Origin of the sequence: Pseudomonas kulmbachensis (assembly GCF_963681935.1) — a bacterium.
Lineage (GTDB): Bacteria > Pseudomonadota > Gammaproteobacteria > Pseudomonadales > Pseudomonadaceae > Aquipseudomonas > Aquipseudomonas kulmbachensis.
The window spans coordinates 849,278-874,606 of sequence record NZ_OY817088.1 but is presented as its reverse complement, the minus strand read 5'-3'; the positions used below and the strand labels follow the sequence as shown (position 1 = coordinate 874,606).

Below are 25,329 nucleotides of genomic sequence, written 5' to 3'. Positions count from 1 at the left end.
GCTACACAAATGTATAAATGACGTACACGGCAAACTGCGCCGTGAAGCATTCAATTGAGCAAGCAAGGCGGTCGTTGTGTTTAAGAAAACACTTTTTCAGCTGCACTGGTTTTTCGGGATTACCGCAGGGCTGGTTCTGGCCCTGATGGGGATAACCGGCGCCACGGTGTCGTTTCAGGACGAGTTGCTGAACTTGCTCAACCCTTCGGTGCTCAAGGTCGAGAAACTCGACAGCGGCGTGCTGCCTCCCGCCGAACTGGTACGCAGGGTCGAAGCCACCGAGGGCAAACAGGTTTCCATGCTGTGGGTGGGTGTGGACAGCGGCACTGCCGCGCGCATCTTCTTCACCCCACCACCGGGTGAGCGCCGTGGCCAACTGCGTTATGTCGACCCGTATACCGGCGCCTACCAAGGCGATGCCAGCGGCCAGGGCTTCTTCGACCTGATGCTGCAACTGCACCGATTTCTGGCCATGGGCCAAACCGGTCGCCAGATCACTGGCGCCTGTACCTTGATGCTGATTTTCTTCTGCCTCTCGGGCCTGTACTTGCGCTGGCCGCGCAAAGCGTTGAACTGGCGCACCTGGCTGACCCTGGACTGGGCGAAAAAAGGCCGCAGCTTCAATTGGGACCTGCACGCCGTAGCCGGGACCTGGTGCATGATCTTTTACCTGCTGGCTGCCCTGACCGGTCTGTCGTGGTCCTACGAGTGGTACAACAAGGGCCTGCAAAAGCTGTTTTCGGACACCCCCAACAACGAGCAACGCAAAGGTGGCCGCGGCCAGCCTGGGCCTGCAGGGCCAGCTCCGGTTGCTGACTATGACGCGATCTGGGCCAGTATCCAGAAAGCTGCCGGGCCAGAGCTGAGTCTGTACAACGTGCGTATGCCGCCTGTGGCCGGGCAACCGGCCACGGTGTTTTACCTGCTCAACAGTTCACCCCACGAGCGTGCGTTCAACATGATCAGCCTCGACCCGGCCACAGGTCGGGTGAAAAAGCATGATCGCTACGAAGACAAAAGTTACAAGGCGCAACTACTCGGTAGCATTTACGCGCTCCACGTGGGCAGCTATTGGGGGCTGACCGGTCGCATTCTGGTGACCATCGCCAGCCTGACCATGCCGTTGTTCTTTATTACCGGCTGGTTACTGTACCTGGACCGGCGCCGTAAAAAGCGTCAGATCAAACAGGCACGCCAGGGTTTTGCCGCCGCAAGCAACGATGCGCCGTCATGGCTGATCGGCTTTGCCAGCCAGAGCGGGTTTGCCGAACAACTGGCCTGGCAGACTGCCGGGCAATTGCAGGCAGCCGGGTTGCCGGTGCGGGTTCAGCCTTTGGCCACACTCAGTGAAGACGACTTGCAACAGGCCAGTAACGCACTGTTTGTGGTCAGCACTTTTGGCGATGGCGAAGCACCCGACAGCGCACGCGGCTTTGAACGCAAAGTCCTCGGCCAGCCCTTGGCGTTGAACGCACTCAACTATTCGGTGCTGGCACTGGGCGATCGCCAATACCCGAACTTTTGTGGTTTTGCGACACGGGTTCAGCAATGGCTGAGCGAACGCGGTGCGCAGTCATTGTTTAGCCCGGTGCAAGTGGACAGTGGCGATCCTCAGGCGCTGCATCACTGGCAGCAACAGCTCAGCCAACTCACTGGCGCAGCGCCACCAGCCAACTGGCAGGCGCCGAGCTACAACAACTGGCCCCTTGCTCAGCGCCTCCTGCTCAACCCCGACAGCTGCGGCTCGGGGGTTTACCTGCTGGGGCTCAGCGCGCCCGACGCAAGCTACTCGTGGCAGCCGGGTGATCTAGTGGAAGTCATGCCCCGGCACTCGAGCTGGGCGGTTGAGCATTTCCTTGAAGGCCTGGGCCTATCGGCTGACACCCAAGTGCAACTCGATGGCCTGCAGGAAACCCTGGCCCAGGCGCTGGCAGGCCGCCAACTGCCGGAAAATCGCGGCCATCTGGTGGGCATGCACGCCCAGGCCCTGGTAGATGCGCTTATCCCGCTGAACATGCGCGAATATTCGATTGCCTCGATCCCGCAAGATGGCTTGCTGCAATTGATCGTGCGGCAGGAACGCCATGATGATGGCAGTCTGGGGATCGGTTCGGGCTGGCTCACTGAACATGCCTCCGTCGGTTCGGCTATCAGCCTGCGAGTGCGGCGCAATAGCGGCTTCCATCTACCGGCCGAACCCTGCCCACTGATTCTGCTGGGTAATGGCACAGGGCTGGCGGGGCTGCGCAGCTTGCTCAAGGGCCGAATTGCTCAGGGTCAGCAGCGCAACTGGTTGTTCTTTGGCGAGCGTAACGCCGAGCACGACTTCTATTGCCGCGATGAGTTGCAAGGCTGGTTGGCCAGTGGTGATCTGGCACGGCTGGATCTGGCATTTTCGCGGGACCAAGCGCAGAAGATTTATGTGCAGGATCGCTTGCTGGAAGCCGCTGATGAAGTGCGCCAGTGGCTGGCTGATGGAGCCGCTATCTATATTTGCGGCAGTTTGCAGGGGATGGCGGCGGGCGTGGATCAGGCGCTGATCGATATGCTGGGGGCTGAAGCGGTGGAGTTACTGATCGAGCAAGGGCGCTATCGGCGGGATGTGTATTAACGATACCGATCCATTGTGGGACAACACTGCGGTGTATGTGTTACATCGCAGTGATGCCATCCCGAGCAAGCCCGACTCCCACAAGTTTGCGTCGATATAAAACTAATGAGGGAGCGGGCTTGCCAGCGAAGCAGACGGCGCGGTCTTAAGCCTTCACCGCCTCCAGCGCCATCTCAACCGGCTCCGGCCGTTTGATCACGGCATAGACCACCGCCGTCAACAAACTACCCGCCACAATTGCCAGCAAGTACAGCAGCGCATGGTTGATCGCATTCGGGATCAGCAATACAAACAAACCACCGTGCGGGGCCATCAGTTTGCAGCCAAAGTACATCGACAGTGCGCCCGTCAACGCACCGCCCAAAATACTCGCTGGGATCACCCGCAGCGGGTCTTTTGCGGCAAACGGGATCGCACCTTCAGAGATAAAGCACAGCCCCAGCACCAACGCCGCTTTACCGGCCTCGCGTTCGGTCTGAGCAAATTTGCGCCGGGCCAGGAAGGTCGCAATACCCAAGCCGATCGGCGGCACCATGCCCGCAGCCATCGTAGCGGCCATCGGTGCATAACTTTGCGATGCCAGCAGCCCAACCGAGAACGCATAAGCTGCTTTGTTGATCGGCCCGCCAAGGTCGACACACATCATGCCGCCCAGCAACACACCCAGCAGGATGGCGTTGGTGGTGCCCATGCTGTCGAGGAAATGAGTCAGGCCTTCAAGCATCCCGGCGACCGGCTTGCCCACCACGTAAATCATCACCAGACCGGTAAACAGGCTGGCAAACAAAGGGATGATCAAAATCGGTTTCAACGCTTCCAGGCTTTGCGGCAGACGCGCATAGCGATTGATCGCCTTGGCGCAGTAGCCCGCAAGAAACCCGGCAATGATCCCGCCGATAAACCCGGCCCCCAAAGTACTCGCCAACAGACCACCGATCATCCCTGGCGCCAGGCCCGGACGGTCGGCAATCGAGTAGGCGATGTAACCCGCAAGCAACGGCACCATCAGCTTGAACGCCGCATCACCACCGATCTGCATCAGGGCTGCTGCCAACGTACCGGGCTCTTTATATGCAGAGATGCCAAACACGAAGGACAACGCGATCAGCAGGCCGCCCGCCACCACCATCGGCAACATGAACGACACACCGGTCAGCAAGTGTTTGTAGACCCCGGTCTTTTCCTGCTTGGCGGGTGCCCCACCGGCCGACGCAGCAGTTTCCTGCCGCCCTTCGCTCAGCGCCTTGTTCAGTGTGGCTTCGGCTTGCTTGAGGGCGATGCCGGTACCGCAGCGGTAAATTTTCTTGCCGGCAAAGCGCTCGGTGGGCACTTCAATATCCGCTGCCAGCAGCACCACATCGGCGTCGCTGATGGCCTGGGCACTCAACGGGTTGCGTGCACCGACCGAACCCTGGGTTTCGACTTGCAGCTCGTAGCCCAAACGCTTGGCCGCTTGTTGCAAGGCTTCGGCCGCCATAAAGGTGTGCGCCACGCCGGTCGGGCAGGCAGTCACGGCAACGATTTTAGGCGCCTGCTTTATGCTCTCGACCTGAGCCGAAGGTGCAGGGGCAACATAGACTTCAGCTTCTTTGACCCCACGCTGCAATACCGCTTCTACATCTTGCAGGGCTTGGGCCGGGGTGCTCTGAAACACCCGCTTGCCAATAAAACGCTGCATATCCAGCGGCGTGCTGCTGACCAGCAGCACCCACTCGGCTTCGTCGATGATGGCCGCCGACAACTGGCGCTCCGGGTGCTTGGGGTCGTACACCTCAACGCTGGTGCTCCAGCCCTGACGCTGCGCAGCAGCATCGAGCAAACGGGCGCACAGCACGCTGGTTACCATGCCGTTGGGGCAGCCCGTCACAATGGCTAATTTCATGTGTATCCCTCTTATTCTTCTGTCAGGGGGCGAACGCTAACGCCGCTTTCGAGCGTCGCCAGGTGCGCCGCATCGCTGATACCAAAACCGATTTGAGTGACCGCCATGGCCGCAATGGCGGTGGCGGTGCGCAAGGTCTGTTCGGGGCTGTGGCCACTGAGCAAGCCGTGAACCATCCCCGCCAGCAGCGAGTCACCGGCACCCACGGTACTGGCGACGCTGACCCTGGGCGGCAACGCCTGCAAGGCCGGTGCGCGGCTGAACCAGTTCACGCCATCGGCCCCATGGGAAATCACCACATGCTCAACGCCTTGCGCCTGCAGGCGGCCAGCCGCGGCGATCTGGGCTTCCAGGCTGCTGATATCGCAACCCAAAGCATCGCTGAGTTCTTCGGCATTGGGTTTGATCAACCACGGGCCGGCCGCCAGACCGTGTTTCAAGGCCTGGCCACTGGTGTCCAGAATCACTTTTAAACCGAGCGCCTTCAAACGTAGCAGCAGGTCGTGCAGCCACTCTGGGCTGACCCCTTGCGGCAAGCTGCCAGCCACGATCACCGCGTCATGGCCGGGGGCAATTCGCTCAAGGGTCTCGAGTAATTCTTGTTGTGCCTGCGGGCTGACCAGCGGCCCAAGCCCGTTAAGGTCGGTGACGCGGCCATCGTCTTCGGCGACTTTTATATTGCTGCGGGTTTCACCGGGCACGCGGATAAATGCATCGACAAAGCCACGGCGCTTGAACAATGCGTCAAATGCATGCTGATTGTCTTCGCCCAGAAAACCGCTCACGGTCAGCGTGTGGCCCAGGTCAGCCAGCACTTGCGCGACATTCAGCCCCTTGCCTGCGGCATGGGTCAGCATCATCGGGCTGCGATTGACTTCGCCCGGCTGCAGGTGCCCAAGGCGCACAGTCAAATCCAGTGCAGGGTTGAGGGTGATGGTCAGAACGCGGGCCATTAGAGCGCCTCCACCAATGCACGGACTTCATCCGGGCTGCCAACACTCAAGGCTTGCGCGGCCAGGGTTTTGAGGCGATCCATATTCAACTCGCGAACCCGCGCCTTGACTTCAGGAATGCTGCGCGCCGACACGCTCAGCTCATCCACACCCAAGCCGACCAGTATTGGCACTGCCAGTGGGTCGGCCGCCAATTCGCCGCACACGCCAACCCATTTGCCATGGGCATGCGCCGCGCGCACGGTGATGTCGATCAGTTGCAGCACCGCCGGGTGCAAACCGTCGGCCTGGGCCGACAAGGTCGGGTGACCACGGTCGATGGCCAGAGTGTATTGGGTCAGGTCGTTGGTGCCGACGCTGAAAAAGTCCACTTCTTTGGCCAAAACCGGCGCCAGCAAAGCGGCGGACGGAACTTCGATCATGATCCCCAGTTGTAAATCGGCCACCGGGATTTCCAGGCGCAGACGCTCGGTCATGTCACGCGCGGCACGCCATTCGGCCACGCTGCCGACCATCGGGAACATGATGCGCAGCGGGCGGTTGTCTGCCGAGCGCAACAAAGCGCGCAATTGGCTTTCCATGATTTGCGGACGTTGCAACGTAAGACGGATGCCACGAACGCCCAGAAACGGGTTTTCTTCTTTCTCGATTGGCCAGTACGGCAGCGGCTTGTCGCCGCCCACGTCCAGGGTGCGAACCACCAGAGGCCGCCCGTCCAGACCGTCGAGTACGCGACGGTATTCGGCTTCCTGCGTGGCTTCGTCCGGGACCTGGGAGTGGGCCATGAAGATCAGCTCGGTGCGCAGCAGACCAATGCCTTCGGCGCCCTGCTCGACTGCACTGGCGACGCCTTTGCTTTCGCCGATATTGGCGAAGACTTCAACCGCGTGGCCATCCTGGGTCACCGCCAGTTCATGACGCTGAGCGGACGCGGCCAGCAAACGCTGTTCGCGGCTGTCGCGCTCCTGCGTGGCGCGCTGTAGCGCTTCGGCATCCGGTGAAACGTGCAAGCGGCCGCGCTGGCCATCAATCAAAAGTTCAGTGCCCGGCGCCAGCAGCAGCACCGCTTCGCCCGCACCAACCAAGGCCGGAATACCCAGCGCACGAGCAACGATGGCACTGTGGGCGGTAGCACCGCCACGGGCGGTCAAGATCCCCGCAACCCGAGCCGGGTCGAGGCGCGCCACGTCCGACGGGCCGACTTCATCCATCACCAGCACATAAGGCTGGTCAGGTTCGGCTGGGGTTTCAACGCCACACAGTTGGGCCAATACACGGCGACCAATATCACGCAGGTCGGCTGCACGCTCGGCCAGCAGCGCATCCTGCAAGGACTCTTGCTGGCGTGCGGCGGCTTCGATTACCGACATCCAGGCAGCTTCGGCGCTTTCGCCCTGTTTGAGACGCGACTCGACTTCATCGGTCAGTTCCGGGTCGTCGAGCATTTCCTGGTGAGTGATAAAAATCTCGCGAATGGCCTTGGACTGGCTGCGCGAAATCAGGCCTTCGATGTCCTGACGCACTTCGCCCAAGGCTTTTTGCAGACGCTCGCGCTCAACCAGGGACGACTCACCACGCAGTGGGTAATCGAAGGTTTGCAGCACTTGAATATGGGCCGGACCAATCGCAATACCGGGCGAGGCGGCAATGGCCTGAACCACGCTCCCGGCAGCCGGGGCGGTAATCAGCGTGGCAATTTCGGCCACGCTCGGCGCCGCTTCGACCAGGGTCGGCAGCGGCTCGACTTCTTCCCCCAAACCCGCCTCAACCGCAGCCAGCAACGCGGGCAATGCATCGTTGGCGATACTCGGTTCAGCAACAAACTCCAGCACCTGACCACGACGGGCACCAAGGCTCAGCAACTTGCTCAGGCTCTTGGCCGAGACGGCCGAGTCCTGGCCATCGACGATTCTGACGCGGATATCACCCTCAAAACTCTTCGCCAGTTGCGCGAGGACTTTTGCCGGGCGCGCATGCAAACCGTGGGCGTTGGCCAGGGTAATGCGCGCACTCGGCCAGTCAGCCGGCAACTCACCACCCAGCACTTCGAGCACCGCGCGGCGGCTGGTGGCCCGGCCCAATTCATGACCGCGACCGGCAATCAGCAGCGCGCACAAGCGCTCAAGCAAGGCCTGATGCGCTTCGCCCAGGCTGGCCAGGCAGAACAGGCCGCTCAGCGGCTGGCCCAGGTAGCGCATCGGTTTGTCCGGCGTTACAAACGCCAGCCCCGGACGCTTGACCGTTTGTTCGCTGTGCAGCCACCACAGGCCATCGCCCAGCGGCAGCGCATCAACTTGTTGCAGCACGGCGGCAAAGCCATTGCTCACGCAATCAGCCTGGCGCAATAGACGAGCGCCACGCCATACCAGCTCTTCGAAATCATCGGCGGACACGCCCAGGCCAATCATCTGCGCATCCAGCGCCAGCTCTTGCGGTGCGCCCTGGAGCAATTTGAGCAAGGCTTCGGCAGAACTGGCACGGCGCAGAGCTTCGCCCAGATCGGTTTCGCCCAAGGCACGGGTCAGCAGTTGCAGCAAACGCAGGTGCTCGTCGGACTTGGCCGCAATGCCAATCGCCAGATACACCATCTGGCCATCACCCCAATCCACACCCTCAGGGAACTGCAGCAGACGCACGCCCGTGGTGAATACCAGCTCGCGGGTTTCAGGTGTGCCATGGGGGATGGCGATACCCTGGCCCAAAAAGGTCGACCCCTGAGCCTCACGCGCTTGCAAGCCACTCAGATAACCTTCGGCCACCAAGCCATCGGCAACCAGTTTATCGGCCAGCAATTGCAGCGCCGCAGACTTGTCCACAGCCGTTTGGCCCATGGAAATCTGCTCTATGGTGAGCTCGAGCATGCGTTCTCCTTTTCCGGTACTCAATGGCACTCGGTATTGTTTTGAATTAAGTCAGCTTGGGTCGCTCATTCCGGGCAGCGTCTGCGGATGTGTGGCAAGTACATCACTACCGAAATAAGTACCTTTAAATACGCCTGCTGAAACGTTTAATCAAGAATGTCCGGCACGTTACTGCATAATTGCTCGCGCTTGAAGTCCAACTTGTCGCATTGATTGGCGTCAGCCAGCGAATATTGCAAAAAAATACAGTACACCGATGGCAGACGATGGTCGGCTGCCTTTATGGGTTAGGATTGGCCAGAATGTCGACATGTACTACAAAAAATAAGGAATTATCGGCGTGAAGCTCAGTGATATCGCTCAATTGGCAGGTGTTTCCGTAACGACTGCCAGCTATGTCATCAATGGAAAAGCCGAGCAGCAGCGCATCAGCAGCAGCACGGTGGAGCGCGTGCGTGCGGTGGTCGAGGAGCACGGTTTCACCCCCAACCCGCAAGCAGCCGGGCTGCGCAGCCGGCACACGCGCACGCTGGGTTTTATCCTCCCGGACCTCGAAAACCCGAGTTATGCGCGCCTGGCCAAGCAACTCGAACAAGGCGCTCGCGCTCGTGGCTATCAGCTACTGATCGCCAGCTCCGACGATGCGCCGGACAGTGAGCGCCAGTTGCTCAAGTTGTTTCGTGCCCGTCGTTGCGATGCCCTGTTCGTCGCCAGTTGTCTGCCCGATGACGATGACAGCTACCGCCAGTTGCAGGATCTTGGCATGCCGATCATTGCCATTGACCGGACCATGGAGCCAGAACGCTTTTGCTCGGTGATCAGCGATGACTGCGAAGCCAGCCTGCAGTTGACCCGCAGCCTGTTGCATCCTTTGCCACGCCAAATTGTATTGATCGGCGCGCGCCCTGAGCTGAGCGTCAGCCAGGCCCGTGAGGCAGGCTTCAGGCAAGCCGTGGAAGGGTTCAAGGGTGAAGTCCTGATCGAGCACGGCACGGCGTTCAGCCGCGAATGCGGGCGCCGGATCATCGATGATCTGCTGGCACGCCAAGGGCACTTTCCCGAAGCGCTGATCACGACTTCATACGTGCTTTTGCAAGGTATGTTCGACGCACTGCTGGAGCACCCAAGCCAACGTCCACCCTTGCGCCTGGCCACTTTTGGCGACACCCAACTGCTGGACTTCCTGCCGCTGCCGGTCAATGCCATGGGCCAGCAACATAAGCTGATTGCCGAAAAAGCCTTGAACCTGGCCCTTGCGGCCATTGAAGAGCAAAGCTACGTGCCTGGTATCCATGCGATTGCCCGAACCTTCAAACAACGGATTCATCAGGCCTGAGCATGGGACTGATCGACAGCCATACCCACCTCGACTTCCCGGACTTTGACGCTGACCGCACGCAGTTACTGGCGCGCAGTCGGGCGTCGGGGGTTGAGCAGATGGTGGTGTTGGGGGTCTATCAGCACAATTGGCAGCGTTTGTGGGATTTGGTGCAAACCGACAGTCAGCTATATGCCGCCTTTGGCTTGCACCCGGTGTACCTCAACGAACATCGCCCTGAGCATGTACTTGAACTGGGGCAGTGGCTGAGCCGCCTGGCGGGGCACCCGCAGCTATGTGCCGTGGGCGAAATCGGCCTCGACTACTTCCTGCCCGAACTCGACCGCGAGGGTCAGCAACAGCTGTTCGAAGCCCAATTGCAGTTGGCCGCCGACTTTCAGCTGCCCGCCCTACTCCACGTCCGACGTAGCCATGCGCAAGTGATTGCAACGTTAAAACGCTTCAGGCTACAGCGCGGCGGGATTATTCATGCATTTGCAGGAAGCCGCGAAGAAGCCCGCGAATACCTGAAGCTGGGATTCAAGCTGGGTCTGGGTGGCGCGGCTACCTGGCCGCAAGCCTTGCGCCTGCGTAAAGTGATCGTCGATTTGCCGCTGGACGCCATCGTGCTGGAAACCGACTCGCCCGACATGGCCCCTGCCATGTACCCCAACCAGCGCAATAGCCCGGAGCACCTGCCCGATATCTGCCAGGCGCTGGCCGAAGTGATGGGCATCAGCCCCGAGCGTTTGGCCGAAACCAGTACGGCCAATGCGCGGGAGTTGTTTGGCTGGTAACCGGCCCTGCTTTTGTAGCCGCTGAGGAGCGTAGCGAGGCTGTGTTGGTGTGGTACGGCACTCCGGTGAGAACGCGTTATCTGAATTTACGATCGCTTCGCAATCGAACGCAGCCTCGTTCCTTCGGCAGCGGCTACGAGGATTTGCGCACACCAACGCTCACACAGGCGTTACAACAACAACGCCCACACCGCAAAACACGCATACCACAGCACTGCCGCGCGCAGCAGCAAAGCCCACAGGGTGTCGAGGCTGCTGATACCTTCAGGGCCAGCTTGCGGTGCCGGGATTTCAGCGGCTGCACAACCGGCCTTGTTAATCAGTTGCGCGGCACTGATGTCCCAGCTCAGCAACTCATGCAGCATCACCCGGCTGACCGCCGCGAAGTTGCCCACCAGCGCAAAACTCGCCGCCAACAACCGCACCGGCAACCAGTCAAAAGCATGGCGCACTTGCTCGGCACGCTCTACCAGCGCCGGGTTCTGGCTGTGCTCTGCTGCCAGGGCCAGCAATCGGTAGCTCAAGACCACCACCGGGCCCAGCAGGAAATACCAGAAAATCACTGCAAAAAAACTCTGGTAGGCCTGCCACAACAGATGCCCCTGCACCTTTTCCAGCAACTGCTCACCGCTGTCCGCACTGACGCGAAGGTCACGCTCGGCAACATGGGCCGCCGCCTGTAAATCACCGCGCCGCCAGGCATCACGGAAGGGCCCAAGCCCCCCCAACAAATCGCCGCGACCCAGGCTGTAAATCACCACCAGCAGGTGTATCGGCAGCGCCAGCAGGCCATAAGCCACCGGTTGAAGCACCACTAACAGCAAGCCCAATACCAATGCGGGCAACACAATCAGAATGAACAGTACCCACCACGGTTGCTTGCCAAACCTGGGGCTGGCTTCAAGCTTGTGCAGTTCGCGCAGCCAGCCACCATCACACTGCAGACGCTGTCGCAAAGCCGAGAACTTCTCGACCAGAATCGCCAGCAGTAACACCACAAAACTCATTGTTTCTCTCCTGTGTGCTGCAACGCGCCGCGAAAGCGCATCCAGTCAAAAGCCGGCCCGGGGTCTGTCTTGCGCCCCGGTGCCACGTCGCTATGACCACATATCCTGTTCGATGTGATGGCGGGGTAAGCCACCTGCAGTTGCCGGGTCAACGCTGTCAGCGCCTGATACTGCGCGTCCGTGAACGGCTGTTCATCGGTGCCCTCAAGCTCAATACCCAGCGAAAAGTCATTACAGGTCTCACGCCCCTCGAAGCTCGAAATGCCCGCATGCCATGCACGATCGAGACATGAGACAAACTGGGTAACCCTACCGTCACGCTCTATCAGAAAATGTGCACTTACCCTGAGGTCGATGATGCCTTCAAAGTAAGGATGCTCTGTGACGTCCAGTTGGTTTTGGAAGAACTCCTGAACCTTGCCGGTGCCAAATTGCCCCGGCGGCAAGCTGATGTTGTGGATAACCAGCAGGGAAATTTCGTCGCTCGGGCGCGCATTGAAGTTGGGTGACGGGCAATGGCACACGCCTTGGCACCAGCCACTTGCGGGGTCCAGCTGCATACAGGCTCCTTCAACAGGCAAAACCAAAGGCCCAGTATGCCGCGATGAGCACGCCGATGGGGAGCAATCTGTGTTGTCTGCGATTAGTCCGCGCCAGACTGCCGCAAACTGTCTATCACCGACTCCAGGGCCCGATCGAACAACAACCGGTCGTCGAGCAGCAGAATAGCCCCGCTACGCAGCTGGACGATTAAATCAGTGCGGTTTTTTTCCAGCACCTTGGCCCCCATGCGATTGACAAAAACATGAATGCCGCCCGGTTCCAGAATCGTGATCAGTTTGCAACGCAGCCGCGTAGTTTCATCGGCCTGCAGTTCGATCCACGTTCCGATGCGCAATTGGCTGACCAGCAGCAAGCCCAGATGGCCCTGCTCATCGAGAGCAGGTAAAGGCCATGACTGCACCGGGCTGGCCTGGAACGGAGGTCGACGACGCGCATGTTCGGCGTCACGGGTGCGTTGCTCCAGCAGCTCAATGCGCCCACGCTCGCCGCGGGTAAACATCGAAAAATCATGCAGCATGGACTCAAGCAGCGCCGGGTTATTACCTGCATATCGGGCCAATTGCAGCACCACGTGCTCAACCTTGCGATACAGCATGTCGCTGCAGTCCTCAGCGTTGGCGCCCCACCCAATGGCCGCGCTGGCAATCACATTGAGTAATCGGCGAGCCGGGTGGCTGTCGCAGCTGAAAAAATTCTGATCGCGCCGCGCAATCTGGAGCATCGGTTCGCGTAACAACGCCAGCAGCTTTTTCAGCGGTTGCGAGAGATTGCGGTCATCACTGATGTAGTCGAACAACAACCCGACCAATTTGCCTGCATCCTCGCCGGTATTGGTTGATTGCTGTTCAAGGGCGCTGACTTTGGTGGCGCAGCACGTTGCTTCCTCGGCAAGGTCAGGCAGCACCCCCGTGGCAATCAAAAGTTGGTTAGCGTCGGCATACAGCTGTCCGGTCTGGCTGAGCAGGTACTTCTCGAACAGTCGGAGCATGATCAGCTTGACCTTCAAGTCCATACCCTGATCACGTTCCGATTGCAGAAAGTACTCGCACAGCATCGCGGGCCCCAACGGGTTGTTTTGGTCATCGAGCGGCTCGCAGCTCAGGGTATTGAGGCGAGCACTCAACTGGCACAACGCCAATTGGTTGCGGGCCAAAACCCGCGCCACCATCGCATTCGTCACCTGAGCCCGTTCAAGATCATTGGCCATCAGTGAGAACGCGCTCTGTGCCGGAGCTACAGCCTGCAAGGCAGGCTCTGCGACTTCAGGCTGGGCCAGTCGGATAAACGCTTCAAACAGCCGCTCAAGAAAACCGCGCTCAATGTTTTTACGTTTGAGCCTGACATCGCGCATGGCTTCAAAAAACAGGCTCTGCTCAGTGTCGTTTTGAGCCTTGTCAGCCATTTCAAACAGGGTTTCATCGGCATTTTCGAACAGCACTTGCAGCTCGTTCCTGAGCTGCTGTGCAGCCTTGTCATGCACCTGCAACAGGATCACAGGCAGGCGGGCAAGCGGCGAGTGCATCGCCCGCTCCGTAGTGGTCCTGTGCGCAGGTCCCACTTTCCCGTCATTTTGCATCCTGTCCTCCCTGAGTGGTTTATTCGCTTGCAGGTGAGCGTGCGTGGCCAGAGCCATTTTTGACGCACACAAGCAGAACCGGCGGATGCCTTGCGCACTCGTCGGCGTATCGAAATTAAGGGCAACAGCTACACGTCAAAGCTATGGCGCCAATCGCAAGGCGGATTATCTTGTAAAAGACGACGCTTGTGCCAGCACACTCTTCACTTCATTGAGCGAGGGTGCCAAATAGTTCTCAAAGTGCCGCACCAGCCTGTTGCAGGCATTTGCCCACGGCGCGGTGGCACACCTTGGGTTCAACCGTGGCATGGCCCTATAATCGGCGCACTTTGTTTGTGGAGCTCGTTATGCCGAATTTACGCCTGGCCGACCTCACTGCCGAAATCGAAGCCAACGTGCGCCGCGCGTTAGCTGAAGACATTGGCAGCGGCGATATCACTGCACGGCTGATCCCGGCCGAACGTCTGGCCAAAGCCACGATTATTACCCGTGAAGCAGCTGTCATCAGCGGTACAGCGTGGGTCGACACTGTGTTTCGCCAGCTTGATCCACGAGTGGCCGTACACTGGCAGGTCGCCGACGGCGAGCGCGTGAGCCCCAACCAAGTGTTGTTTCACCTTGAAGGTCCGGCTCGCTCTCTGCTCAGCGGCGAACGTAGCGCGCTGAACTTTCTGCAGCTGTTGTCAGGCGTTGCCACACACGCCCAGTACCTGGCCGATCAAGTGGCCGATACCCAGGTCAAGTTGCTGGATACCCGCAAAACCTTGCCGGGCCTGCGTCTGGCACAGAAATACGCCGTGACCTGCGGCGGTTGCCACAATCACCGGATCGGTCTGTACGACGCATTTTTGATCAAGGAAAACCACATCGCAGCGTGTGGCGGTATTGCCGAGGCCATCAGCGCCGCACACAAGATTGCTCCGGGCAAGCCGGTAGAAATCGAAGTCGAAAGCCTGGCTGAACTCAAGCAAGCACTGGACGCAGGCGCCGACATCATCATGCTCGACGAACTGAGCATGGATGACATGCGCGAAGCGGTGCGCCTGAACGCAGGTAAAGCCAAGCTGGAGGCTAGCGGCGGCATCAACGAGACCACCTTGCGCCCGATCGCCGAAACCGGCGTGGACTACATCTCGATTGGGGCCATGACCAAAGATGTCAAAGCAGTGGACTTGTCGATGCGCTTGAGCCTCTAAACAGCCCTACTCCTTGTGCAGCGGGCTTGCTCGCGACGGTATCGATGCGGTTTGACAGTTACACCGCAGCAATCCAGTCGCGAGCAAGCCCGCTCCCACAGGTTTAGTGCAACGTGATCAAGACAGCGTAAAGCCTTGGCACTTCATTTCATGCTCAAGCAACCATTGCTTGGCCGCCAGGCCGCCGCCGAAACCGGTCAGCGTACCGTTGCTGCCAATCACCCGATGGCACGGGATGATGATCGGGATCGGGTTACGCCCATTCGCCGCCCCCACCGCCCGCGATGCCTTGGGCCGCAGAATTTGCTGTGAAATCTGCCCGTAGCTGGTGGTCACCGCGTAGGGGATGGTCGTCAGCGCTTGCCATACCGACTGCTGAAACTCTGTGCCCAGCGGCTTGAGCGGCAAGTCGAAGGTCAGACGCTTACCGGCAAAGTACTCCTCCAGTTGACGACGCACTTCTGCGAGTTTTTGCGCCGAATGCACCCAGCCGTCCAGCGGCGTATGCGGCCTACGATCCAACTCGAATCGCACTTCGCGTAGCCCTTCATCATCGGCGACCAAAAACAGCGGCCCAATCGGCGATGGCATTTGTTCGTAATAAATCTGCGTCATGTTCATACCTTACGCGCAGCCGCCGCATCGGTGGCTGCACGCCATAAATACATCACTGAATAGGCCCGCCATGGGCGCCAGCTTTCGGCCAGTGCTTGCAGCGCTTTGGTGCTGAGCGGTGCACCGTGGGGGTTGGCTTCGCGGCGCAGGATCAAGTCAGCTGCGGGGAATGCATCGGGGTGCTTGAGTACGCGCATGGCAATGTAATGCGCGGTCCATTCGCCAATGCCGGGCAGCTGCACCCAACGGCTGATAAAGCGCTCTAAAGGTTGTTCAACAGCGAAATCGACGCGACCTTCAATAAGTGCGCGGGCAATCCCCTGGATCGTATTGATCCGTGCCTGGGTAATGCCCATTTGCCCAAGATCGGCCTCTGCCAGTTGCTCGGGGCCTGGGAACAAGCGATCCAGCACCGAACCTGCACCCGCTTCAATGGCAATCCCATAGCGCTGCACAATACGACTGGCCAAGGTGCGTGCCGCAGCCACGCTGACTTGCTGCCCCAACACAGCTCGTACCGCCACCTCAAACCCGTCCCAACCACCGGGCAAGCGCAGGCCCGGATAGCGTTCGATGGCCGGTGCCAGCAACGGGCTGGCACTTAAGGTGTGGGCAATTGCGAGCGGGTCGGCATCAAGGTCAAACATCCGCCGAATCCGCGTGACCACGCCCAACATCTGGCTGGGTGGTACGTTCAACAGTTCCAGCTGCAACGCATGCTGCCCGCCCGGCCAGGCACTCACCCGCAGCCAGCAGGGCGCATCACGATGTCCGAAAACCCGCTGATAACTGCCTGCGTCGACCTGTTCGATACCGGGCAATGCCCGGGTCTGTAAAAAACCCAGCAAGGCATTGAAATCAAATGGCGGGCGATAGCCCAGGCGCAACACCAATGCTTTATTCACACGCGCCTTTGGGCTGCGTCTGAATGCCCGAGGCTCGGCATGATTGGCTTCGGAAAATGCCGCATTGAACCGGCGCAAACTGCCAAAGCCAGACGCCATGGCCACTTCGGTGATCGACAGGTCGGTTTCGGTCAGCAGTTGCTTGGCAAACAGCAGGCGCTGAGTAGCGTGCACCGCCATCGGCGGCGCCCCCAGATGCTGAACGAACAAACGCCGCAATTGCCGGGTACCGATACTCATGCGCTCGGCCAGCCCTTCCAGCGAGTGATCCGCCAAATAGCCTTCATTAATAAGCTTCAGCGCCCGCGATACCAGATGTTCGCCCTGCAACCAGAGTTGATTGCCCGGCGCCAGCTCCGGGCGACAGCGCAAACACGGGCGAAAGCCTTGAGCCTGAGCTGCCGCCGCACTGGGGTAATACACCACGTTTTCGGCTTTGGGCGCTCGCGCCGGGCACACGGGCCGGCAGTAAATGCGAGTACTGAGCACAGCGGTAAAGAACACCCCGTCAAAACGCGCATCGCGGCTCAGACGAGCGATTTCGCAGGCGGCGGTACTGGGCGTGGTGAGGCTGTTATCTGTACTCATGGGCCGCAGAATAGCACCGCGCCTTTATCGATTCTCGCCATTTTCGGACGTCAATGTGCCTGCTTTCGCGTCAATACAAAAAAGCCACCCGAGCTATACCGGATGGCTTTTACAGTGGTGCCGGAGACAGGAATCGAACCTGCGACCTACGCGTTACGAGTGCGCTGCTCTACCGACTGAGCTACACCGGCGGTGCCGATAAAACTAGCACCGCTGGAGAAGCCCGACAATCGATGGCTATTTACAGGCACCACTGGCCAGACATGTACCGTTTTGAGTCCAGGTCAGTGTGCTGCCTGAACTGCTCAACGTCGGCACCAGCACACTGACCCAACCGCCTGCAGCCTGGGTGCCGGCCATGGTAATCACGCCATCTATCACGGTCATGCCTGCTGCCAGATTGTCAGTGGCTTCAGCCGGGGCCGGGATACCCTGGGTGCCCGCATCGCAAACCATCAAGTCATTGCTCTCACTGAAGCACAGGGCAACGGCCGTCTTGTAGGTGTTGCTGATTGAGTTTACCTCGGCAAAACGGGTCTTCATGACGTGGTCGTTGTAAGCCGGAAATGCGAACGAAGCGATCAGACCGATGATCGCCACCACAATCATCAGTTCGATCAGGGTGAAGCCTTTTTGTTGTTTCACATGGAGTCTCCGAATAGGGGGCACGACGAGGTGCCCGAGCAGTGCTGTGCAGCCAAAAAAGTGCGCACAGGCTATCAAGGTTAGTGGGCCGATGCTCCACAACTGCATCACTGACACCTTTGGACACTCACGGGCGGGCGGGTCAGGGCTGGGAACCTCTAGTCTTTAAGACTTAAAGCACAGCCGGGCGCGCAGCGTTCCAGGGATCGAAGCATGGCAACACAGGCCGTTAAAACCAGGCTTTATCGATGGCAGGGCACTGATCTCAAGGGGGCTCGAATCAGTGGTCAAATCACCGCAGACAGTCACGTAATGATCAGGGTCCAGCTGCGCCGCCAAGGTATTACCGTTAGTAAAATCCGCTGCCATACAAACAATCAGTGTCCAGGCGCCAAATCCATCAGTGCTGTGGATATCACCCTGTTCACCCGTCAGTTGGCCACCCTGATCAACGCCGGTATCCCGCTACTGCAAGCCCTGGAGGTTATCGCCAACGGTTTCGAGCAGCGCGCAATGCGCCAACTGGTGACCGAACTCAAACAGGACATCGGTGCAGGCACCAGCCTGGCGGCTGCGCTGCGCAAAAAACCGGCATATTTTGACCTGCTGTTTTGCAGTCTCGTTGAAGCAGGGGAGCTGGCTGGGGCTCTGGATGTGTTGCTGCTGCGGGTGGCCACCTACAAGGAAAAAACCGAAACCCTGAAAAAGAAAATCAGAAAGGCCATGACCTACCCCATCGCCGTACTGCTGGTGGCATTAGCGGTGAGCAGCATTCTGTTGATCGAAGTGGTACCGCAATTTCAGGGCATGTTTTCCTCATTCGACGCACAATTACCCGTGTTCACGTTGTGGGTAATCGCCCTGTCAGAGGTACTGCAAACACACGGCCTGTGGCTGCTGGGATTTTTTTGCGTCACGCTTGCCTGTCTGCGCCATCGCTATATGCACTCCGCCCTTCTGCGCCAGCGCGCTGATCGATGGCTACTGAAGTTGCCCGTCATCGGCAACCTGTTGCACTTGTCTGCGATAGCCCGCTTCGCCCGCACGCTGTCGACCACCATCGCGGCCGGAGTGCCACTGCTTGAGGCGCTGAATTCTGTGGCCAGCGCTACTGGCAATAGCCTGTACAAAGAAGCGGTGCTACGGCTCAAACAACAGGTGGCGACGGGCAGCCAGATCCATGTGGCCATGGGTGCTACCGGGGTGTTCCCTGGCATGGCGATTCAAATGACAGCAATTGGCGAAGAATCCGGCACACTGGACGACATGCTTGACCACGTAGCCACCTATTATGAAAGCGAGGTCGACACTCTGGTGGATAGCCTCACAACCTTGATGGAGCCCGCAATCATGGTGGTACTTGGGATCATGGTGGGCGGGCTGGTAATCGCCATGTATTTACCGATTTTCAAACTGGGCCAAGTGATCTGAGCATGATTGATTTCTCCAATTTTCATCCTGATGCATTCATTGCCTGTGCCCTACTATTGGGCTTGTTGGCGGGCAGCTTTATCAATGTCCTGGCGTGGCGTTTGCCGAAAATGCTCGAACAGGACTGGCAGTCTCAGGCCCGCGAGTTGCTGGATCTACCCGAGCCCGCCAAGCGCCCGGTGTATAACTTGAGACACCCTCGCTCCCACTGCCCCGCGTGCACGCATCCATTGCGCCTGCGGGACAACATTCCAGTGCTGAGCTATCTTTTTTTACGGGGCAAGTGCGCGCACTGCAAAACCGCTATCAGCCTGCGCTACCCCTTCACCGAACTGGCCTGCGCCGTATTGTCGGGCGTTGTAGCCTGGCATTTCGCCTTTGGTGCGCAAGCGGGCTGGATGCTCCTGCTGACCTGGGGGCTTCTGGCCATTAGCCTGATTGATGCCAAACATCAAATCGTGCCCGACATGCTGGTGTTTCCCCTGCTCTGGCTGGGGTTGTTGCTCAACAGTTTCGATCTTTTCACCAGCCTGCCCCAAGCCGTATGGGGCGCGGCATTAGGCTATGCAAGCCTGTGGTCGGTGTTCTGGCTATTCAAACTGATCACCGGCAAGGAAGGCATGGGCTATGGCGACTTCAAGTTACTGGCCATGCTCGGGGCTTGGGGCGGGGTCGCGGTTCTGCCATTGACCATCCTGTTTTCTTCGCTGCTGGGTGCGCTGGTGGGGTTGGGCCTTTTGGCTTTGCGCCGCGCCAAAACGTCCACCGCCATTCCCTTTGCACCGTATCTGGCAATTGCCGGCTGGATTGCATTGCTCTGGGGTGGTCAAATAACCAGCTTCTATTGGCCGATTTCGGTTTGACATGATGACTCCACCTTCCAAACCCTGGATTCTCGGGCTGACCGGCGGTATCGGCAGTGGCAAAAGTGCCGCAGCCGAGCACTTTGCCGCGTTGGGCGTACACGTGGTGGACGCCGATCATGCTGCACGCTGGGTCGTCGAACCTGGACGCCCGGCGCTGGCCACAATTGCCGAGCACTTTGGCGATGAGGTACTGCAAGCCGACGGGCAGCTCAATCGCGGCGTATTGCGTAACCTGATCTTTGCCGATCCCGAGCAACGCCGATGGCTCGAAGCGCTGCTGCACCCACTGATTCGTGAAGAAATTGCGAACAACCTGGCGCAGGCACAATCGCCTTACGCCATTTTGGTCTCGCCGCTGTTGATCGAATCTGGCCAATACACGACAACCCAGCGTGTATTGGTGATCGATGCCCCGCAAGCCCTGCAAATTCAACGCACGTTGCTGCGCGACAACACCAGCGAGCAGCAGGTACAGGCCATTCTCAAGGCACAGGCCAGCCGCGAAGATCGTCTTCGCCACGCTGACGATGTGCTGGTCAATGACAACGATCTAAAGGCGCTGCAGACTGAGGTCGAGCGCTTGCATCACTTTTATTTAACTTTGTGTGGAGGCCGACCATGACCAAACCGATGACCGTAGACTGCCCGACTTGTGGCACCGCCGTGCAATGGGATACCACCAACGCTTTCCGGCCGTTTTGCTCGGACCGCTGCAAGCTGATTGACCTGGGTGCCTGGGCATCCGAAGAGCACAAGATTCCGGTAAGCCCTGATGCTGAAGATGATTTGTTTTCCGAGGATTTGACCGAGCGCTTCCATTAACAACCAAATCCTGTAGCCGCTGCCGCAGGCTGCGACAAGGCCCGCAGGGCCTTCAAAAAACGGCTTGCTTCGCAACCCTTTGCAGCCTGCGGCAGTGGCTACCGGTTTTCTCCATCATCGTTCCACGGCGCTGCCAGGTAGCGGGTGCGGTTGAAGGTTTCAAGCCATTCAGGGCAGAACACCACCAGTGCCGTGACCAGCATCCCGTTGATAAACGCCTCAGGAAAGATGATCAGCCACAGGTAGCCAATAAAGTCCTCCAGCCACTCCGGCATCGCAAACAACCCATCCAGCCACAACACACCAAGCACTGCCAATACGCACAGCAATGCCGCCAGAGCCGCAGCAAAAAAGCCCGAGCAAAAGATATACACAAAGGGATTACGCGGCTGTGCTCGCTCGACCATGCGCGCACACCCTTCGGTCACCGCAACCGGCAACAGAATCAGCAATACGCCATTGACGCCCATCGCGACCAGGTCTTGACGCCCCAGTAACACCAACCCGATTTGCGCCAGCAGCGCACCGACAATCGCCAGCGGCCAGTCGAGCAGCAGCGTGACCACCGTCAGACCAATAAAGTGATACGACACGCCGCCCTCAAAGTCGCGGCGTACCAGCCATAGCAAAAATAGCGAAAACACCGTGCCAAACAGCAGGTGCTGGCGCCGCGTATCGGCAAACAGCTCAACCCACGGCGCTCGCCAGATCGCCCACAACACTACGGGGGCATACAGCAACCAGCCGATTGCCAATGTCTGTGTGGATAACACCTCTGCAGCAATCATGTGTTCAGCCCAATCTTGTTAAACCACACCGCTCAACCCTCCATGTTTGATGCGCCTGAGTCTACACCCGGACTTTCAGTAACACCTGTTTCAAGGCTAAGCTGCATCCATGGACGACTCTGATTATTTACGCCTGCTCACCATCCAGGCCGAGCAAGCCAACGCCTTTCTATCCAATGCCCGCAAATGGGAGCGTGAGCGTTGGGTCTGCCAGCGCCTGCTGCAAGGCTTGAACATTCCCTATCACAACGAAGACTTTCTGCAGGCAAGCCAGGAGCCGCCCGACGTATTGTTCGGCGAGGCGCGCTTTGAAGTGTTCTTTGTGCTCGATGAGGGGCGGCGCCTGAACGATGAATGGCGTGAAGAACTCCAGCGCCGCCGCAGCGCCTATTCCCTGAGCCAGCTGGTGCGGCGCGAGGCCCGACCCAAGCGGATCCCGGCGAGCAAACTGTTGCAGCGCCTGGGTCCCACCCTGCACAAAAAAGCCAGGAACTACCAAGAGCGGGATATCGACTTGGGGCAATTGGACATCATTGCGTTTTCCAGTCTCAAGCGCGAAGTGCTGGACCTTAACAGCCACTTCCCGCCCCCGACCGAGTACTTGCGCCAAGGCTGGCGTTCGCTGTCACTGGTAGGACCCACCTTTGCCCGCGTGCTGTTCGCACAACCCGATGCGCCGGACTTTCTGCGCAACAACCTGGGGCGCAGCATTATTTTTGATGTAGGCATCAGCCTGTAAGTTCGTGTTCAGCCCCAACGGGCTATGCTTGTTTCCATCTCGCTGTAGCTTTTACACATCCCGCAACGTCTATTTGACGAGGCCAAAAATATGCCCAGCCGCCTGAACCCGGATGATCTGAAGCATGTCGAAGAGTACCTGCAACTGCCACAAAATCAGGTTGAGCGCCGACCATTCCGGCCCTGGCTGCTCCTTGCGGTGGTAGTGATCGTGGTAATCGGCATGGGCCTTTTGAGCCGCCTCCTGAGTTACCTGGCGCTATGAGCTGCGTTGCGCTCGCCCGGGTACGCTCTGGCACAGAATTTTTTTAAGCCTTGTGAGTGATACCCATGACCCATCGTATTGTTATCGTCGGCGGCGGTGCCGGCGGCCTGGAGTTGGCGACCCGCCTGGGCAAGACTCTAGGCAAGCGCGGCAAAGCCAGCGTCACGCTGGTCGATGCCAACCTGACCCACATCTGGAAACCGCTGTTGCATGAAGTGGCCGCAGGTTCCCTGAACTCATCGGAAGACGAACTCAACTACGTCGCCCAGGCCAAGTGGAATCACTTTCAATTCCAGCTGGGGCGCATGAGCGGACTGGATCGTGAACTGAAAAAGATCTCATTGTCGGCAACCCTCGATGAAAATGGCCAGGAGCTGGTGCCTGCTCGTGAGCTGAGTTACGACACACTGGTGATTGCTGTGGGCAGTACCACCAATGACTTCGGCACCAAGGGCGCAGCCGAGCATTGCCTGTTCCTGGATACCCGCAAGCAGGCCGAACGTTTCCATCAGCAATTGCTTAATCACTACCTGCGCGCTCATGCCGGGCAAAGCGATGAGGTCGAGCAGATCAGCGTCGCCATTGTCGGTGCGGGCGCGACCGGGGTTGAGCTGGCGGCCGAACTGCACAATGCCGCGCACGAGCTGGCGGCTTACGGACTGGACCGCATCAAGCCGGAAAACATGCATATCACCCTGATCGAGGCTGGCCCACGGGTGTTACCCGCGCTGCCGGATCGGATCGGCGGGCCTGTGCATAAAACCCTGGAAAAACTCGGCGTCACGGTGCTGACCAATTCTGCCGTCAGCGAAGTAACAGCTGATAGCTTGATTACCAAAGATGGTCAGGTAATTGCTGCAAGCCTGAAAGTTTGGGCGGCAGGGATTCGGGCGCCGGGCTTTCTTCAGGAAATCGCCGGGCTGGAAACCAACCGCATCAACCAACTGGTGGTCCGCCCTACCCTGCAAACCACGCGCGATGAGAATATTTTTGCCTTTGGCGATTGCGCAGCCTGCCCACAACCGGGCACCGACAAGCTGGTTCCGCCTCGCGCCCAGGCCGCCCACCAGCAAGCTTCGCTGCTGGCCAAGTCGCTGAAACTGCGGATTGAGGGGCAAGTGCAACTTCCAGACTACAAGTACCGCGATTATGGCTCGCTGATTTCACTGTCGAGTTTTTCGGCTGTGGGTAACTTGATGGGCAGCCTGATGGGCACCGTGATGTTGGAAGGCTGGTTGGCGCGGATGTTTTACATTTCGCTGTATCGCATGCACCAAATGGCGCTGTACGGCACCTTCCGCACATTGATGCTAATGCTGGGCAGCAGAATCGGACGCGGCACCGAGCCGCGCCTGAAACTGCACTAAGGAGCACCAAAACCTGTGGGAACGGGCTTGCTCGCGATAGCAGCAACGCAATTTGACATCAGATTTGCGTTGCCTGCATCGCGAGCAAGCTCGCCCCAACAGGAGGCAGGCGTCAACGCCCGGCGTGATTACCCGACTCGGCTTCACGGCCTTTAAAGCCGTGGGGCTGATGTTCGTCAAAGAATTTGATCGCCCGTACAAAGTCTTCCAACAACAACTTGGCCATGTCGATCGACAGGCCCTGCTTCACCAGAATCCGCTGTACCACCACTTTTTCTACATTCGCTGGCAAGCTGTACGCTGGCACCAGCCAACCACGTGTGCGCAGCCGATCTGCCAGATCATAGAGCGAGTAACCGGTTTTTACGCCGGGCTTCAGACGCCAGGTCAGCGCTGGAATCCCCAACTGCGGGTCACCGTTATAGAGCATCTCGAACGGCCCGACCTTGACCAGTTCAGCCGCCAAAAACTGTGCTGTTTCGTAGCACGCCGAATGGATCCGCTCATACCCCTCACGGCCCAGGCGCAAGAAGTTGTAGTACTGCGCGATGATTTGTCCGGCCGGACGTGAAAAGTTCAGGGCGAAAGTCGGCATGTCGCCCCCCAGATAATTCACATGGAAAACCAACCCTTCAGGCAACTCATTCTCGTCGCGCCAAACCACCCAGCCCGCGCCCAGCGGGGCAAGGCCGAACTTATGCCCGGAGGTGCTGATGGACTTGACCCGCGGCACTCGGAAATCCCACAGAATATCGGGGGCACAAAACGGTGCCAGCATCGCACCACTTGCGCCGTCGACATGCAGATCAACGTTCAGGCCGGTGCTTTTTTGCAGATCATCCAGGGCATCAGACAACGGTTTTACGGTTTCATACAGCCCGGTAAAAGTCTGGCCAAAGGTCGGCACCACCACGATGGTATTTTCATCGACCCGCTCCAGCATATCCTCGGGGGTCATGAACCAATGACCTTCAGACATCGGCACTTCACGAATTTCCACGTCCCAGTAACGGGCAAATTTGTGCCAGCACACCTGCACCGGGCCGCACACCATATTCGGCGTAGTCGTCGGTTTGCCAGCCGCCTTGCGCACGGCGCGCCAGCGCCACAAAGCTGCCAAACCACCGAGCATGCAGGCTTCACTGGAACCAACGGTCGATGTACCGATGGTGGTGGCCGCCGCCGGGGAATGCCATAAGTCCGCCAGCATATGGATACAGCGGTTTTCCAGCTCCGCTGACTGCGGGTACTCGTCCTTGTCGATCATGTTCTTGTCGATCGACAGGTCCATCAGCTTGTGAACTTCGTCCTCTTCCCACGTCTGGCAGAAGGTCGCGAGGTTCTGCCGGGAGTTGCCATCCAGATACAACTCATCGTGAACCAGTTGATAAACCTCACCCGGCGCTTGCTCAGCCTCCGGAAACAGTTTGATCGCAGCGGCATGAGCCAGCGCAGAAGAACCAAACACGGGATCAACGTCCTTGTTGCGCTTGATACGGTGCAGTGCCATGTGAACTCTCCTTGAGTATTGGTC

Annotated in this window: 22 protein-coding genes and 1 tRNA gene; 11 read left to right on the top strand and 12 right to left on the bottom strand. The window is 58.9% G+C overall.

Features of this window, described 5'->3' with window-relative positions; genetic code table 11:
- Nucleotides 1-76 precede the first annotated feature (76 nt).
- Complete coding sequence (locus U5A05_RS04180; protein ID WP_321835823.1) at nucleotides 77-2,611, top strand: sulfite reductase flavoprotein subunit alpha; 2,535 nt, start codon at nucleotides 77-79, stop codon at nucleotides 2,609-2,611.
- Nucleotides 2,612-2,756: 145 nt separating this feature from the next.
- Here U5A05_RS04180 and U5A05_RS04175 read toward each other — a convergent pair whose 3' ends face one another.
- The 3 genes from U5A05_RS04175 to ptsP are packed head-to-tail and all read right to left on the bottom strand — an operon-like array spanning nucleotide 2,757 to nucleotide 8,307.
- Entirely contained in the window at nucleotides 2,757-4,493 is a 1,737-nt protein-coding gene (locus U5A05_RS04175) for a PTS fructose-like transporter subunit IIB (protein WP_261740940.1), read from the bottom strand.
- A gap of 11 nt (nucleotides 4,494-4,504) precedes the next feature.
- Nucleotides 4,505-5,446, bottom strand: a complete 942-nt coding sequence (gene pfkB / locus U5A05_RS04170) for a 1-phosphofructokinase (protein WP_261740939.1) — start codon at nucleotides 5,444-5,446, stop codon at nucleotides 4,505-4,507.
- Nucleotides 5,446-8,307, bottom strand: coding sequence for a phosphoenolpyruvate--protein phosphotransferase (gene ptsP / locus U5A05_RS04165; protein ID WP_321835822.1), 2,862 nt, complete (start codon nucleotides 8,305-8,307; stop codon nucleotides 5,446-5,448). The genes pfkB and ptsP overlap by 1 nt, the downstream gene beginning before the upstream one ends.
- A 340-nt stretch (nucleotides 8,308-8,647) precedes the next feature.
- Between ptsP and cra the strand changes: the two genes are divergently transcribed.
- Both cra and U5A05_RS04155 read left to right on the top strand, forming a co-directional pair.
- On the top strand, nucleotides 8,648-9,643 hold the full coding sequence (cra, locus tag U5A05_RS04160; RefSeq protein WP_261740937.1) for a catabolite repressor/activator: 996 nt from the start codon (nucleotides 8,648-8,650) through the stop codon (nucleotides 9,641-9,643).
- Between the two features lie 2 nt (nucleotides 9,644-9,645).
- Entirely contained in the window at nucleotides 9,646-10,422 is a 777-nt protein-coding gene (locus U5A05_RS04155) for a TatD family hydrolase (protein ID WP_261740936.1), read from the top strand.
- Nucleotides 10,423-10,592: 170 nt separating this feature from the next.
- Here the strand turns inward: U5A05_RS04155 and ampE are convergent, their stop codons facing one another.
- The 3 genes from ampE to U5A05_RS04140 form a co-directional block, all read right to left on the bottom strand.
- Nucleotides 10,593-11,429, bottom strand: coding sequence for a regulatory signaling modulator protein AmpE (gene ampE / locus U5A05_RS04150; RefSeq protein WP_261740935.1), 837 nt, complete (start codon nucleotides 11,427-11,429; stop codon nucleotides 10,593-10,595).
- Nucleotides 11,426-11,989 (bottom strand): 1,6-anhydro-N-acetylmuramyl-L-alanine amidase AmpD, encoded by a 564-nt coding sequence (gene ampD / locus U5A05_RS04145; RefSeq protein WP_321835821.1) that lies wholly within the window; start codon nucleotides 11,987-11,989, stop codon nucleotides 11,426-11,428. The genes ampE and ampD overlap by 4 nt, the downstream gene beginning before the upstream one ends.
- An 83-nt stretch (nucleotides 11,990-12,072) precedes the next feature.
- Nucleotides 12,073-13,515, bottom strand: coding sequence for a DUF1631 family protein (locus U5A05_RS04140; RefSeq protein ID WP_405046612.1), 1,443 nt, complete (start codon nucleotides 13,513-13,515; stop codon nucleotides 12,073-12,075).
- Between the two features lie 401 nt (nucleotides 13,516-13,916).
- Between U5A05_RS04140 and nadC the strand changes: the two genes are divergently transcribed.
- Entirely contained in the window at nucleotides 13,917-14,765 is an 849-nt protein-coding gene (nadC, locus tag U5A05_RS04135) for a carboxylating nicotinate-nucleotide diphosphorylase (RefSeq protein ID WP_321835819.1), read from the top strand.
- A gap of 117 nt (nucleotides 14,766-14,882) precedes the next feature.
- On the opposite strand, the gene U5A05_RS04130 is transcribed toward nadC, so the two are convergent.
- The 4 genes from U5A05_RS04130 to U5A05_RS04115 form a co-directional block, all read right to left on the bottom strand.
- Entirely contained in the window at nucleotides 14,883-15,380 is a 498-nt protein-coding gene (locus U5A05_RS04130; protein ID WP_261740931.1) for a methylated-DNA--[protein]-cysteine S-methyltransferase, read from the bottom strand.
- A gap of 2 nt (nucleotides 15,381-15,382) precedes the next feature.
- A complete protein-coding gene (locus U5A05_RS04125; protein ID WP_321835818.1) occupies nucleotides 15,383-16,873 on the bottom strand; it encodes an AlkA N-terminal domain-containing protein in 1,491 nt (496 codons plus the stop codon).
- A gap of 115 nt (nucleotides 16,874-16,988) precedes the next feature.
- A tRNA-Thr gene (locus U5A05_RS04120) sits at nucleotides 16,989-17,064 on the bottom strand.
- Nucleotides 17,065-17,110: 46 nt separating this feature from the next.
- Complete coding sequence (locus U5A05_RS04115; RefSeq protein ID WP_321835817.1) at nucleotides 17,111-17,518, bottom strand: pilin; 408 nt, start codon at nucleotides 17,516-17,518, stop codon at nucleotides 17,111-17,113.
- 213 nt (nucleotides 17,519-17,731) lie between these two features.
- On the opposite strand from U5A05_RS04115, the gene U5A05_RS04110 reads away from it, so the two are divergent.
- Genes U5A05_RS04110 through yacG form a run of 4 tightly spaced genes read left to right on the top strand, consistent with a single transcriptional unit; the run spans nucleotide 17,732 to nucleotide 20,637 of the window.
- A complete protein-coding gene (locus tag U5A05_RS04110) occupies nucleotides 17,732-18,949 on the top strand; it encodes a type II secretion system F family protein (protein WP_321835816.1) in 1,218 nt (405 codons plus the stop codon).
- A 2-nt stretch (nucleotides 18,950-18,951) separates the two neighbouring features.
- Nucleotides 18,952-19,812 carry a prepilin peptidase gene (locus tag U5A05_RS04105; RefSeq protein WP_321835815.1) on the top strand — a complete coding sequence of 287 codons (861 nt, stop codon included), beginning with the start codon at nucleotides 18,952-18,954 and terminating at the stop codon, nucleotides 19,810-19,812.
- 1 nt (nucleotide 19,813) lies between these two features.
- Nucleotides 19,814-20,437, top strand: coding sequence for a dephospho-CoA kinase (gene coaE / locus U5A05_RS04100; RefSeq protein ID WP_261740927.1), 624 nt, complete (start codon nucleotides 19,814-19,816; stop codon nucleotides 20,435-20,437).
- Nucleotides 20,434-20,637, top strand: coding sequence for a DNA gyrase inhibitor YacG (yacG, locus tag U5A05_RS04095; protein ID WP_261740926.1), 204 nt, complete (start codon nucleotides 20,434-20,436; stop codon nucleotides 20,635-20,637). The genes coaE and yacG overlap by 4 nt, the downstream gene beginning before the upstream one ends.
- A gap of 98 nt (nucleotides 20,638-20,735) precedes the next feature.
- Here the strand turns inward: yacG and U5A05_RS04090 are convergent, their stop codons facing one another.
- The gene (locus tag U5A05_RS04090) at nucleotides 20,736-21,425 is read right to left on the bottom strand and encodes an energy-coupling factor ABC transporter permease (RefSeq protein WP_261740925.1); all 690 of its coding nucleotides are present in this window, start codon (nucleotides 21,423-21,425) and stop codon (nucleotides 20,736-20,738) included.
- 109 nt (nucleotides 21,426-21,534) lie between these two features.
- Here U5A05_RS04090 and U5A05_RS04085 point away from each other — a divergent pair, with 109 nt between their 5' ends.
- From U5A05_RS04085 to U5A05_RS04075, 3 genes are all read left to right on the top strand, one after another.
- Entirely contained in the window at nucleotides 21,535-22,164 is a 630-nt protein-coding gene (locus U5A05_RS04085) for a DUF1780 domain-containing protein (protein WP_261740924.1), read from the top strand.
- 90 nt (nucleotides 22,165-22,254) lie between these two features.
- Nucleotides 22,255-22,428, top strand: coding sequence for a DUF3094 domain-containing protein (locus U5A05_RS04080; protein WP_261740923.1), 174 nt, complete (start codon nucleotides 22,255-22,257; stop codon nucleotides 22,426-22,428).
- Between the two features lie 65 nt (nucleotides 22,429-22,493).
- Nucleotides 22,494-23,795 (top strand): NAD(P)/FAD-dependent oxidoreductase, encoded by a 1,302-nt coding sequence (locus U5A05_RS04075; protein ID WP_321835814.1) that lies wholly within the window; start codon nucleotides 22,494-22,496, stop codon nucleotides 23,793-23,795.
- Nucleotides 23,796-23,907: 112 nt separating this feature from the next.
- Here U5A05_RS04075 and gad read toward each other — a convergent pair whose 3' ends face one another.
- Nucleotides 23,908-25,305, bottom strand: coding sequence for a glutamate decarboxylase (gene gad, locus U5A05_RS04070; RefSeq protein ID WP_261740921.1), 1,398 nt, complete (start codon nucleotides 25,303-25,305; stop codon nucleotides 23,908-23,910).
- Between the last annotated feature and the right edge of the window lie 24 nt (nucleotides 25,306-25,329).

Coding starts and splice junctions, on each gene's coding strand:
- U5A05_RS04175 (WP_261740940.1), bottom strand. CDS start 4,493: ATGAAATTAGCCATTGTGACGGGCTGCCCCAACGGCATGGTAACCAGC.
- pfkB (WP_261740939.1), bottom strand. CDS start 5,446: ATGGCCCGCGTTCTGACCATCACCCTCAACCCTGCACTGGATTTGACT.
- ptsP (WP_321835822.1), bottom strand. CDS start 8,307: ATGCTCGAGCTCACCATAGAGCAGATTTCCATGGGCCAAACGGCTGTG.
- U5A05_RS04155 (WP_261740936.1), top strand. CDS start 9,646: ATGGGACTGATCGACAGCCATACCCACCTCGACTTCCCGGACTTTGAC.
- ampE (WP_261740935.1), bottom strand. CDS start 11,429: ATGAGTTTTGTGGTGTTACTGCTGGCGATTCTGGTCGAGAAGTTCTCG.
- ampD (WP_321835821.1), bottom strand. CDS start 11,989: ATGCAGCTGGACCCCGCAAGTGGCTGGTGCCAAGGCGTGTGCCATTGC.
- U5A05_RS04140 (WP_405046612.1), bottom strand. CDS start 13,515: ATGCACTCGCCGCTTGCCCGCCTGCCTGTGATCCTGTTGCAGGTGCAT.
- nadC (WP_321835819.1), top strand. CDS start 13,917: ATGCCGAATTTACGCCTGGCCGACCTCACTGCCGAAATCGAAGCCAAC.
- U5A05_RS04130 (WP_261740931.1), bottom strand. CDS start 15,380: ATGACGCAGATTTATTACGAACAAATGCCATCGCCGATTGGGCCGCTG.
- U5A05_RS04125 (WP_321835818.1), bottom strand. CDS start 16,873: ATGAGTACAGATAACAGCCTCACCACGCCCAGTACCGCCGCCTGCGAA.
- U5A05_RS04110 (WP_321835816.1), top strand. CDS start 17,732: ATGGCAACACAGGCCGTTAAAACCAGGCTTTATCGATGGCAGGGCACT.
- U5A05_RS04105 (WP_321835815.1), top strand. CDS start 18,952: ATGATTGATTTCTCCAATTTTCATCCTGATGCATTCATTGCCTGTGCC.
- coaE (WP_261740927.1), top strand. CDS start 19,814: ATGATGACTCCACCTTCCAAACCCTGGATTCTCGGGCTGACCGGCGGT.
- yacG (WP_261740926.1), top strand. CDS start 20,434: ATGACCAAACCGATGACCGTAGACTGCCCGACTTGTGGCACCGCCGTG.
- U5A05_RS04090 (WP_261740925.1), bottom strand. CDS start 21,425: ATGATTGCTGCAGAGGTGTTATCCACACAGACATTGGCAATCGGCTGG.
- U5A05_RS04085 (WP_261740924.1), top strand. CDS start 21,535: ATGGACGACTCTGATTATTTACGCCTGCTCACCATCCAGGCCGAGCAA.
- U5A05_RS04080 (WP_261740923.1), top strand. CDS start 22,255: ATGCCCAGCCGCCTGAACCCGGATGATCTGAAGCATGTCGAAGAGTAC.
- U5A05_RS04075 (WP_321835814.1), top strand. CDS start 22,494: ATGACCCATCGTATTGTTATCGTCGGCGGCGGTGCCGGCGGCCTGGAG.
- gad (WP_261740921.1), bottom strand. CDS start 25,305: ATGGCACTGCACCGTATCAAGCGCAACAAGGACGTTGATCCCGTGTTT.